Source organism: Xenococcus sp. PCC 7305 (assembly GCF_000332055.1).
In the GTDB taxonomy this organism is placed as follows: domain Bacteria; phylum Cyanobacteriota; class Cyanobacteriia; order Cyanobacteriales; family Xenococcaceae; genus Xenococcus.
Map to the genome: position 1 here is coordinate 1 of NZ_ALVZ01000130.1, position 10878 is coordinate 10878.

Annotated in this window: 11 protein-coding genes; all 11 read left to right on the forward strand. The window is 37.8% G+C overall.

Annotated elements, in window-relative coordinates; translation table 11 throughout:
* Positions 1 to 391 (forward strand): WYL domain-containing protein (locus tag XEN7305_RS07005; protein ID WP_006508675.1); only part of this gene is annotated, 391 nt, incomplete at its 5' end.
* A 40-nt stretch (positions 392 to 431) separates the two neighbouring features.
* Positions 432 to 3218, forward strand: coding sequence for a CRISPR-associated helicase Cas3' (cas3, locus tag XEN7305_RS07010; protein WP_006508676.1), 2787 nt, complete (start codon positions 432 to 434; stop codon positions 3216 to 3218).
* A gap of 2 nt (positions 3219 to 3220) precedes the next feature.
* Positions 3221 to 3526 (forward strand): nucleotidyltransferase family protein, encoded by a 306-nt coding sequence (locus tag XEN7305_RS07015; protein ID WP_006508677.1) that lies wholly within the window; start codon positions 3221 to 3223, stop codon positions 3524 to 3526.
* A 249-nt stretch (positions 3527 to 3775) separates the two neighbouring features.
* Complete coding sequence (locus XEN7305_RS07020; RefSeq protein ID WP_006508678.1) at positions 3776 to 4048, forward strand: hypothetical protein; 273 nt, start codon at positions 3776 to 3778, stop codon at positions 4046 to 4048.
* A gap of 71 nt (positions 4049 to 4119) precedes the next feature.
* Positions 4120 to 5913 carry a hypothetical protein gene (locus tag XEN7305_RS07025; RefSeq protein WP_006508679.1) on the forward strand — a complete coding sequence of 598 codons (1794 nt, stop codon included), beginning with the start codon at positions 4120 to 4122 and terminating at the stop codon, positions 5911 to 5913.
* Between the two features lie 23 nt (positions 5914 to 5936).
* Positions 5937 to 6944 carry a DevR family CRISPR-associated autoregulator gene (locus XEN7305_RS07030; RefSeq protein WP_006508680.1) on the forward strand — a complete coding sequence of 336 codons (1008 nt, stop codon included), beginning with the start codon at positions 5937 to 5939 and terminating at the stop codon, positions 6942 to 6944.
* Positions 6925 to 7677: a hypothetical protein gene (locus XEN7305_RS07035; RefSeq protein ID WP_006508681.1), complete on the forward strand. Its 753-nt coding sequence runs from the start codon at positions 6925 to 6927 to the stop codon at positions 7675 to 7677. The genes XEN7305_RS07030 and XEN7305_RS07035 overlap by 20 nt, the downstream gene beginning before the upstream one ends.
* Complete coding sequence (gene cas6 / locus XEN7305_RS07040; RefSeq protein ID WP_006508682.1) at positions 7637 to 8665, forward strand: CRISPR system precrRNA processing endoribonuclease RAMP protein Cas6; 1029 nt, start codon at positions 7637 to 7639, stop codon at positions 8663 to 8665. Before XEN7305_RS07035 ends, cas6 begins: the two co-directional genes overlap by 41 nt.
* A 19-nt stretch (positions 8666 to 8684) precedes the next feature.
* On the forward strand, positions 8685 to 9275 hold the full coding sequence (gene cas4, locus XEN7305_RS07045) for a CRISPR-associated protein Cas4 (protein ID WP_006508683.1): 591 nt from the start codon (positions 8685 to 8687) through the stop codon (positions 9273 to 9275).
* A 10-nt stretch (positions 9276 to 9285) separates the two neighbouring features.
* On the forward strand, positions 9286 to 10263 hold the full coding sequence (gene cas1d, locus XEN7305_RS07050) for a type I-D CRISPR-associated endonuclease Cas1d (protein WP_006508684.1): 978 nt from the start codon (positions 9286 to 9288) through the stop codon (positions 10261 to 10263).
* Between the two features lie 32 nt (positions 10264 to 10295).
* Positions 10296 to 10589, forward strand: coding sequence for a CRISPR-associated endonuclease Cas2 (gene cas2 / locus XEN7305_RS07055; RefSeq protein WP_006508685.1), 294 nt, complete (start codon positions 10296 to 10298; stop codon positions 10587 to 10589).
* Positions 10590 to 10878 lie beyond the last annotated feature (289 nt).

Below are 10878 nucleotides of genomic sequence, written 5' to 3' on the forward strand. Positions count from 1 at the left end.
ATATTGCCACAACAGAAAAGAACCACGTTGGTTTCGAGTAGATCGCATTCAGTCTTTGGAACTATTGCAAGAAACTTTTGAAGATCCTGACTTTGACCGCGAAGCCCATTTTGCCGATGTGTTTCAACACGAAGCAGGAGGAATCCCTACCGCTATTGCTATCTGGTTTGATCCCGTTACCGCGCCATATATCCGCGAGCGTCGCTGGCATCCGTCGCAACAAATTGAAGAACATGACGATGGTTCTTTGACTTTGAATTTTGTCGCGCGAGGCTTACAAGAGGTTAAGCGATGGGTTCTTTATTATGGTAAGGGTGCAATTATCAAGAGTCCACCAGAGTTAGTGGAGATGATTAAAGAAGATATTTCGGAAATGTATCAAAAATATTAAATCAGTAAACAGTCTTTTTCAGTAAACAGTAATCAGACTTATGAATTTTACGCCAGAAATAATAGATAAATATTTTAAGCAGCTCACGACATTTACACCGCGAGGTTTTCAACGAGAAGCGATCGCTAATTTGCTGAATCAGCCTAAACCAATTAATACCATTCTCAAAGCACCGACAGGCTCGGGGAAAACGGAAACTGCGATCGCACCTTTTTTATTTGCCAAATTACACGATCTAGATTTTCCTAATAAGTTAATTTATGTCGTGCCCTTAAGAACTTTGGCTAACAGTCTAAGAACTAGAACTCAACAATATATTTTTCAATATATTGAAAAATGGAACGAGCAATCTAAGACCAAAAATATCAAGGACATCGTTGTAACTCTACAAACAGGAGAAAACCCAGAAGATCCCAGATTTGAGGGAGATATTATCTTCTGTACTATCGATCAGATGTTGAGTAGTTTTCTCAATATTCCCTATTCTGTCGGGCGAGGTTCGGCAAATGTTAATGCAGGGGCAATTTTTGCGTCTTATTTGGTGTTCGATGAGTTACATCTTCTCGATCCAGAGCGTTCTTTTGCCACGGTTTTAAAGGTTTTAGAACAGGCTAAAGGTATTTCTCCCTTTTTGTTGATGACTGCGACTCTTACTAAGCAGTTGGTTGATGAAATTATGTCTGCTGCTGGAGGAAGTATCAAAGAGGTCAAAGTAGAAAAAGAAGATTTAGATAATATTCAAGGCGATCGCCAGCGTACTTTTAAAGCTATAGATCAACCTTTATCAGCGAAGTTAATTTTGGATGATATAGAAAAACGCGATCGCAAACGAGTCATTGTTATTTGTAATACTGTCTCGGTTTCTCAGGGTTTGTTTAGAGATTTAGAGGAAATTATTGACCCGAATAAGATTGATGTGACGCTTTTGCATTCTCGGTTTTTACCAGGTGATCGCAAAAAGAAAGAAAGTAATCTAGAAACTATATTTGGTAAGGGATGGAGAGATGATGGTAAATGTTATGTTCTAATTTCTACACAGGTAATTGAAGTTGGGATTAACATTACTTCTCAGGTGATGCATGTTCAGTTATGTCCCATGAGTTCTCTATTACAAAGGGCTGGGCGTTGTGCCAGATTTCAGGGTGAAACTGGAGAAGTAAGAGTATACAAAAATGTTGCGATCGAGGAAAATAATCAAGAATTAGCTGAAGCTGACACAGACGATGCAGAAACAGAGTTAATTCACAACCAACCGGAGAAGAAGAGACGGTTTTTACCCTATAGCGATGATGTCTGTGAGAAAACATCGGAGATTCTGGAAACACAACATGACGCTCAAAAATCAGTAGGTTTTGAAACCGAAGATGATTGGATTCAGAAGGTACATCAAGATGAATCTGAATTGCAAAAGAAACGTCGGCAAAATAATCGCTTAGAGTTCGAGAATAAGTTTCGGGATGCTATTTTTGAGGGCGATCGCTCTACTGCCAGACAACTAATCCGTTTTGTTGATAATCGCACTATCTATGTTTCCAATATTTCCACAGATAATGCAATGGTTCTTGATGGAAGTTCCCAGGAAGATGGGGAAGGGGTCGATCTTAGTAAGTTATCAGTTTTCTCTGTCCCCAAAACATCTCTGTTAAAAGCATTAAAAGAATTTAACGAAAATAAATTAGATTGGCTTTTTAAACGAGTGGAAAACCCCCAAGCAGACAAGGCAGAAACCTATAAAAAGCCTGGAGCAAAGAAAATAACGATTACATCTGAAAAGGTGAATTCGGCAAAAGAGGTGGTTGCTAGTTTTAGATTGATTATTAATCGTAAATACGTTGGTTACTCTAAAGATATTGGCTTAGAAATTAATGTCACAAATCCTCCCGAACAAAAACAGGATATCCCTAAACCAGATAACTCGGAAAAACCATATAAAGATGAGTATGAATATTACATGGATACTTATGCTCAACATCTAAAAATGATGTGGGATTGCTGGCATAATCAATTTCCGCCCCAAGCCGCAGAAGACAAGTTAACCTATACCAGCATTAGAGAGGAATTGCTTCAAGCCGGAGGAAGATTTATCCGAGCCAAAATCTTTACTCAAGCTAGCAAGGAAAAAGCAGAAGCTTTATTTGAATTATTAGTGATGTTCGTAATTTTGACTCACGATTTAGGAAAATTACAGGTGAAATGGCAAGAGGTTATGCGGGGTTGGCAGGAAATCGCTTACAAAAAATCTGAGAATATCGATGATTTTAATGCCAGCAATCCAAAAGACCTTTTACTGGCTCATACAGACCATAAGCCAAGTATTCCAGAACTTAAAGCTGAATACAAAAAATATATGGCCGAAAACAAGCGTCCTCCTCATGCTGTTGAAAGTGCATTCTTGATGACAGAACTTTTAGAAATTCATCTGCAACCTATTTTGGAAGATAGTTTTGATGCTGATGAGGAACAAATTGAGAATATCTTTGGTGTAATTCAAATGGCAGCAGGAAGACATCATTCAGCTTGGGCAAGGGGTTGGAAGCTTTCGGATGTGGCAAGGAATGAAACTATTGAGTTAGTGGAGAATGCTAATGATGCGATCGCGGATAGTTGGCAAAAGTTAGTTAAAAATTTGAAGTTACCTGACTCTATATCTTTATCTTTATCATCTGAGCCTTTTGAATTAAAGCAAACTATTTATGATGCTGGAGTGATCGATCTTAATTTCTTCGATTCCGATTCTCTAGAATATCAACAACTATACGCTTTGGTCGTTAGGGCTTTGAGAATTTGCGATATGCGATCTGTACAACTAATTGAATTTAAAAAGTGATTATGAATAATTCCGATAAACTTGCTGATTTATTACAAGATAAACGTGATGAAATTATTGCGATCGCAGCTAAACACGGAGCTTTTAATGTGCGGATTTTTGGTTCTGTTGCCCGTAACGAAGCTGATCAAGATAGTGATATTGATTTCTTAGTTGATTATTCCCTTGATGATATTAGTCCTTGGTTTCCTGCGGGTTTAAAACTAGATTTGGAAAAATTGCTCAATCACAAGGTAGATCTGGCTACCGAAGGAGCTTTGAAAGAGCGAATTAGAGAAAAAATATTGAGTGAGGCGGTCTCGCTTTAGCAAGTGAGGAGTAGCACATTATGAGGAAGACTTTGATATATGGCAGACAAGTTAAATGAGTTATCTGATTTTTAGCCAATAAGCTTAGTTTCAGTCCCGCAATTGGGATTATTAAATTTTGCCTGCCTTATCTATAATATCGCAAAACAACTCAATTTTGTTAAGACAATACGCTTATACAACGTTACTATAAAATGGTAAAGAACAGATCGCCTTGATGACGATCCTAGAAAATAAAAACATAAGACCATGATACATTCCAATCAAGCTCAGTCAAAGCTAAATGTTGATCGGATAGAAGTTATTTGTGCAACTAATAAAACTACGCGAGAAGTCGGCAATATCCTGCAAGACTTAACACAAAAAAGTTTTTCTAGTGCTGAAATTCGACGATTAGGACAAGAAGAAAGTACAGATACAATTTCTTACTCTGAAGGACTTTTAAAAATCTCGTGTTCGGGAAGAAAGGAGTCTGGGAGATATAAATGGAATGTGAGTTTGATTCCTAGATATATTTTGTGATTATTTCACAATTAACAAAATGTAAGGGTGGGCATTGCCCACCCTACTAAATGTAATCGATAAAGAATTTTATGATCGAGAATCTTTATGTACCTAAAAGTTACGGGACTTATTCTGATACTTGCTTGATGTTGGGTTTGGCTTGTTTGGCTGAATATGCTTTAGGGGCGACAGAACAAAAACAGAGAATACAACTAATTGACGAAGGGATTTATTATCAAATTCATCTCAATACAACAATGGATTTAAGCAAGATTGAAGCTGTTACTTATTTCGATCTTTTTCCGATTGTAGTGGGAGCAAAAACAGATACTAAGAAAATTCCTGAAGAAGTTGGTTATTTTCGTACAGTTGAAAACTCTCAAGCGCGATCGCTTTATAAAAATTGGCGTATAGAAACCAAAGGTAAGGAAAAGTGGCGTGAAGATGCTCCTGATCCTCCTGATCGCAGAACTCAAAATGGAACGATATTAACCTCAATGCGTCATGATCGCAATCATAACGGATTATGGGAAGGAGCTTGGAATCTTCGAGAGCATTTTGGTGATTTAGTAAGCACTATTTTAGAGGTTTTCAGCAATCACAATATCTTAGTTCAAGGTTCAGCCGTTGATACAATTGCGAAACGTTTTAAGCAAAGAACAAATGCTAAATTACCAACCCAAGCCAGTGCAGTAAAAATCTATATGCCATCTTCTATTCAAGGGGTGAATCGAATTTTAGCTGATGGAATTGGATCTAGTAGTCAAAAAGATTCATGGCTCAATCTTTGGTTAATTGCTAAAGGATTATTTGATTTTGCTCTATCAGAAAGAGTCAAAGTTGCAGAAAATACTTTTGATTGGCGTGTTGTTGTTTTAGAACCGAAAGATATTTCTCTGAGTCATTATCGTTCTGTTCTTAGCGATCTAAAAAAACTAAATCCACCAGGAAGCGGTTATGGTATTGCTAGATTTGATGCCGAACTAGTTCTTAGATTTAGTCAAGAGATGCTCAACTTATCTTGTCAAACTGGCCGAAAGCCAAAGTTAGTAAATAAATTTAAAGGTAGTCATTTTGGCTCAAAAGGTCAAGTTTACGGGCTCAAAGATGTTTTTAGCTTAGGCTTACCAGATTGGATGAAGGTTAGTTCTAATGAAATTAGGAAAGCGATCACTTTTCATAAAGTCTTGGCAGAGCATTTATCAGTAGTGAAGTCTTTAGATGAAAAACACACAGAAATCTTAGCTGCTTATCGAGATTTTATTACAGGTTCACAATTAAAACTTTTCTTTCCTTTTCAATTGTTATATGCAGATTATTGTGCAAAAAGAATAGCAAAAGAAGAATATGCCAGATTATTTTCGCGAACAGGATTAGACATTATGATCAAAAGCCTTCTAAGCTCGAACAACGAGCCAAAAGAAAACCAAGAAACAATTAACATCGAAAATGTTATTTATGATGAAGGGTTTGAAAGAATTGCCAAGGCAATTAATTATGCCACGGTAAGAGCTGGACAAATCTTAGTCAAAAAGGAAAAAGATGGTCAACCGTATCCTAAAAAGGATTTTGAATTTAAAAGATTTTATGGTTTAGCCCAACGGCTTGGAAGTAGAACATCTTCAAGAGAAGAATTTTTGGGCGAACTTGCAGCTTTTATTACTGAATACAAAAGTGAGTATTTAAGGCTTAAAAATAAGTTGGGCAAAGGAGAAATAATGATTTTATCTGATGTCAATGTTACCGATTTAGATAGAGTTACAGAACTAATTTTGAATTGGGGGACTAATTCCAGTTTAATCCCGAATCTTTTAATTGCTTACGGTCATTGTTATTGGGACAGAAAAAATAACAGGTCAACCGATGATAATCGCGATCGCTAAAAAATTAAGGAGACATCAATAAAATGAATAAAAATAATAGTTTTCCTGTTTATTCCATATCGATTAGTGGCATACTGTCTTGGCAACTACATGCTCTTAACAACGAAGGAAACGAAGGGAATCAAACTTTAACCCGTCGCTACTATATTGTTGATCGCCGAGATTTCATTACTAAAAAGGAAAATCCCGAACCACTGAAATACGTTAATGGCGTTTCTGGGGATATGCTCAAACATATTCAAGCCGAACATTTACACCGAATTGCCACAGATGAAAATCTGAGTCTTTCAGAGGGTGGTAAAGAGTTTAATCCCGATCGCATTGGTTATGACATCGAAAAAGCTACTAAAGATAAGCCTTACTTTTCAGAAAAAGAAGATTCTTTGGAAACACAAACAGCAAAAGTTTTAAATGACTGTACCATTAGTGATCTTGAAGGTTTTATGGTGACCGTTAAAGGTGGACAAACTTTGAAAAGAGAATCAGTAATTGAGTTTGGTGCAGTTGTCGGTATTCCAGATTTGGTCAAAACTCAAAGTTATTTTCACGCCAAATATGGCAAAGATAATCCTACTCCCTACAATACTCAAGTTAGTTCGGGTTTGTATGCCACGGTTTTAAACCTCGAAGCTTTTCGCATCGGTTATAATCCCCATAGTTTTGATTACGCTATAGATAAAGACGAACGCAAAAAACGCCTTGATGCCTTACTCAAAAGTGTTTTGTATACCTATATGCAACCCAATGGGGCAAAACGCAACACCAACTTACCCCACCCCGACTATTTTGAAGGAGTAATTACAATTAGTACCCGTCGCTGTCCGGCACCGATGGTTAGTCCTCTGGCAATTGGCGAAAATTGCTATTTACAGCAGATAGACAGTCTTAAAGATACTTTGAACGAGATGAACGGCGCAGATACTATTCATACCTTTGAATTCGAAACAATGGCACAGTTTGCTGATCGCATTAAAGAAATCATTGAAAGGGCGCAACCTTGGGAGAGCGATCATGCCGAAGCAATCGAATAAATGGCTAACTGTTCACTATCAACCTGTGAGTTTATTTTCTCTCAAACGCTCTGATGCTACCAGCATGGCTGCAAAGTCTAACCTTGTGCCTACTCCCTATTCAATTCAAATGGCTTTGTTGAAGGTATTGATAGAAAGTCAGGGAAATGAGCATAAAGAAGATTTTGAGGAATGGATTGAGTCGGAATTTAAGTGGATAAAGGATTTAGACATATATATCCAACCACCAAAACAACTAATAGTTAACCGTAATGGTTACAAACTGCGCTATTGGAATCAGCAAGCAGATAAAGACTATCGTAAAGCTAACAATAAGCAACCACCAAACATAATGCCGATGCAAGGAGGTTTTGTTTTTCGAGAATGGATATATATGCAGGGAAATCTCAGTATCTGTTGTGGAGAAACCGAAAAACTTGATGAACTAGAAAAGCTTTTCTCTTTGATAAACTTTTTTGGGAAAAAAGGTTGTTTCTTTCAATATCTTCCCAATGAAACTCAAAAGACAGAACAACCCCAATATCAAACCGATATGACTAATAGCTTTACGGTGCAGCCAATGGATAAATTGGGTAGGAAGTCTACCTTTAATCGTATTAATCCCTATTCCTCCGAGAAAGCAACCCTAAAACGAGATCGCATTATTCAACCTGGATTCCTACCTCTCAAGCTCACAGCTACCAGCACACGCTATGACCTATACACAAGAACCACTGACCAAGACCCAGAATAGTCCAGCAGCTGTTCGAGTTGTCCTCAAACCCACTACCAATTTTAGTTCGTCAATTCACCTAAAAGACTGGTTATCAGAATTCGATCTATCCCCTACCTGGATTCAACTGCTTCCCCAACAAGGAGTCAGTAAAGCAATACCAGTGTTATCCGAAACGCAAAATTATCCTTTACTGTTGCAATCTATTTGTCAACAGCTAGGCAATCAAACCACTATTCAACAAGGTGATCGCTACTATGAAATTAGCGGCGTAGAAGTGGACACCGATGATCTTTACGATCTCAGACTAACTCTGCAACCAGATTCCCCTTTACCGAAATATCCAAATAGGGCAATTCACGCTTTATTCTGGCAATGGATAGACAATGCAAGTTCTCAGCTGGCAAAAATCCTCCATGACTCTAACAATTTACCTCTGACTATCTCTAATAGAATTTTGCGAGATAACTGCTTAGAAATCCGAATTACGCTTTTAACTCGTGAGTTACTTTCACCTCTGTTATTGGGTATGAGCCAAGACTTGGGTCAAAAAATTGCGATCGCGAAAATTCCTTGTCTGTTAAAGCCCCAAATTGATTTAGAGAATACCACCAGCTATAAAAATATATTCAACAAAACCCCTGAAAATACCATTAGCTTTCGGTTTTATTCCCCAACTAGCTTTAAACAAAACAACTGTATTCAACCTTTTCCCTTACCAGAATTAGTTTTTAGTAATCTACTGCGTCGTTGGAACACCTTTGCACCAAAAGAATACCACTTCCCCAAGGTTGACTGGCAAGGAATGACCGCAGCTTACGATCTTAAAACCAAAGCTATCAAAAAAGAAGTTACAGAAATAGGTTCTGTTGGTTGTGTTCGGTACGAATTTAAGAATGACGAACAAGCCAGAATCGCTACCATACTTGCTAACTTTGCCAACTTCTCAGGAATCGGGCGCAAAATGGCATTAGGTATGGGAAGAGTTCAGTTTAAACCTAAAATTTAAAATTCAAATTTAAAAAACCATGAATGAAAATTATTTGCCTCTGGCATATCTCAATGCTTGGGAATATTGTCCGCGTCGTTTTTACATCGAATATGAACTCGGTGAGATGGCAGACAACGAATATATTCTCCAAGGACGCTATATTCATCGCAATATTGATATTGAAGGCACACACCAAGCAGAAGATATTACCGTTCATCGCCATCAATGGGTGTGGAGCGATCGCCTAAAAGTAAATGGTGTAATCGATGCAGTAGAAGAAAAAGATGGCGAATTAATCCCTCTCGAATACAAAAAAGGTCGGCAAGGAAGACATCTCAACGATCATTTTCAACTTTGTGCAGCGGCTTTATGCCTCGAAGAAAGAACAAGTCAAACTATCTCCTATGGTGAAATTTTCTATTACGGCAATCGACGCAGACAAAAAGTAGAATTTACGCCTCAGTTACGCCATATGACCGAACAGGCGATCCTATCGGCCCAGGCCACTACGAAAAGGAAAATGCCTCCACCTATCAATAACAGCAAAAAATGCCAGGCTTGCAGCCTTAAGAATATCTGCTTACCCCAAGAAGTTAAATATTTACTCCAAGAAAAATCTCACAACTGATAACTGAATTATGTCTGTTTTATATATAACCCAACCCGATGCGGTTATTAAAAAATCGCAAGAAGCATTTAAAGTATCTCTCAAACAAGAAGATGGCACCTGGCAAAAGCGATCGCTACCAGCGCAAACCATCGAACAAATAGTTTTAATGGGTAATCCTCAGATTACAGGAGATGCTCTGGTCTATGCATTAGATTTAGGAATGCCAGTTCATTATTTGAGCTATTTTGGCAAATATCTCGGTTCTGCTTTACCTGGCTATTCCCGTAATGGTCAATTAAGATTAGCCCAGTTTCAATTACATCAAGATATAGTCAAGCGTTTAGAACTAGTAAAAGCGATTATTACTGTTAAAATCCATAATCAAAGGTCGATTCTCTATCGTCATGGGCAAACAGATAATCCTCTAAAGTTACGCAAATCCCAAGTATCGGAACAGCAAACTTTAGACCAAATCAGAGGAATAGAAGGATTGGCAGCCAGAGAATATTTTGCTTGTTGGAATAATATACTCAAACATGGCTGGACTTTTCCTGGTCGTAAACGTCGTCCTCCTAGCGATCGGGTAAATGCTTTGCTAGGTTTTGCCTATGGATTATTACGAGTTCAAGTTACAGCGGCAGTTCACATTGTTGGCTTAGATCCCTATATTGGCTATCTTCACGAGGTGCATCATGGTCAACCTGCGATGGTTTTGGATTTGATGGAAGAGTTTCGACCTCTAGTAGCCGATAGTTTAGTAATCTCAATTATTAATAACCGAGAAATAAAGCAAGAGGAGTTTACAGAAAGTTTAGGCGCCTATCGTCTATCGGAGGTCGGTCGGAAGAAATTTCTTCAGGCTTTTGAACGGAAAATGAATGATGAATTTAAACATCCTGTATTTGGCTATCGTTGTTCCTATCGTCGCGCGATCGAATTACAGGTTCGTCTTCTTGGTCGTCATCTACAAGAAGAAGTTCCTTACAAACCATTAACACTCAGGTAACAGTTAACAGTCATCAGAATTTCTTTGGAAGAATGAGTCAACTACTATATTTAATTATTTACGATTTGCCTAATACGAAGCCTGGTAATAAAAGGCGTACTCGTCTACACAATATGTTATGTGGTTATGGCAAATGGACACAGTATAGTGTTTTTGAATGTTTTCTCACTAAGATGCAGTTTGTTAAACTACAACAGCAGATTGAGAATTTGATTGAACTTGAAACAGATTCGGTAAGAATTTATGTATTAGATGCTAATGCTATTAAAAAAGCGATCGCCTATGGCTCCCAACTACCACAACAGGAAAAAACGATTATTTTATAAATTTTAGTTTGCAGTTATCAGATATTTTTTGACGAACCTAAGCGCGGTTGTAATTCCCAGGGGGCTCGACAAAATACTATAGCTCAGGCAAATTAATGATTTCGGCAATTTCATTTTTGTATTATGCGTATTTCATTTTCTGATTTTCAGTCAAAAATTAGAGGTTTGACAATTTTGTTAATTGAGAGCTATGTTTGTCTGGGTTGCAGGCATTGGCGTCGCAAACCTTATAATCCCAACTACGGGACTGAAACAGTCTTTTAGTTTGTCTATTTCGGCCTTTAGCTTG

Bases quoted from the DNA above. Each gene is read 5' to 3' on its own strand.
- cas4 (WP_006508683.1), top strand. From the start codon at position 8,685: ATGAATGAAAATTATTTGCCTCTGGCATATCTCAATGCTTGGGAATAT.
- cas1d (WP_006508684.1), top strand. From the start codon at position 9,286: ATGTCTGTTTTATATATAACCCAACCCGATGCGGTTATTAAAAAATCG.
- cas2 (WP_006508685.1), top strand. From the start codon at position 10,296: ATGAGTCAACTACTATATTTAATTATTTACGATTTGCCTAATACGAAG.
- XEN7305_RS07020 (WP_006508678.1), top strand. From the start codon at position 3,776: ATGATACATTCCAATCAAGCTCAGTCAAAGCTAAATGTTGATCGGATA.
- XEN7305_RS07015 (WP_006508677.1), top strand. From the start codon at position 3,221: ATGAATAATTCCGATAAACTTGCTGATTTATTACAAGATAAACGTGAT.
- cas6 (WP_006508682.1), top strand. From the start codon at position 7,637: ATGACCTATACACAAGAACCACTGACCAAGACCCAGAATAGTCCAGCA.
- XEN7305_RS07030 (WP_006508680.1), top strand. From the start codon at position 5,937: ATGAATAAAAATAATAGTTTTCCTGTTTATTCCATATCGATTAGTGGC.
- XEN7305_RS07025 (WP_006508679.1), top strand. From the start codon at position 4,120: ATGATCGAGAATCTTTATGTACCTAAAAGTTACGGGACTTATTCTGAT.
- cas3 (WP_006508676.1), top strand. From the start codon at position 432: ATGAATTTTACGCCAGAAATAATAGATAAATATTTTAAGCAGCTCACG.
- XEN7305_RS07035 (WP_006508681.1), top strand. From the start codon at position 6,925: ATGCCGAAGCAATCGAATAAATGGCTAACTGTTCACTATCAACCTGTG.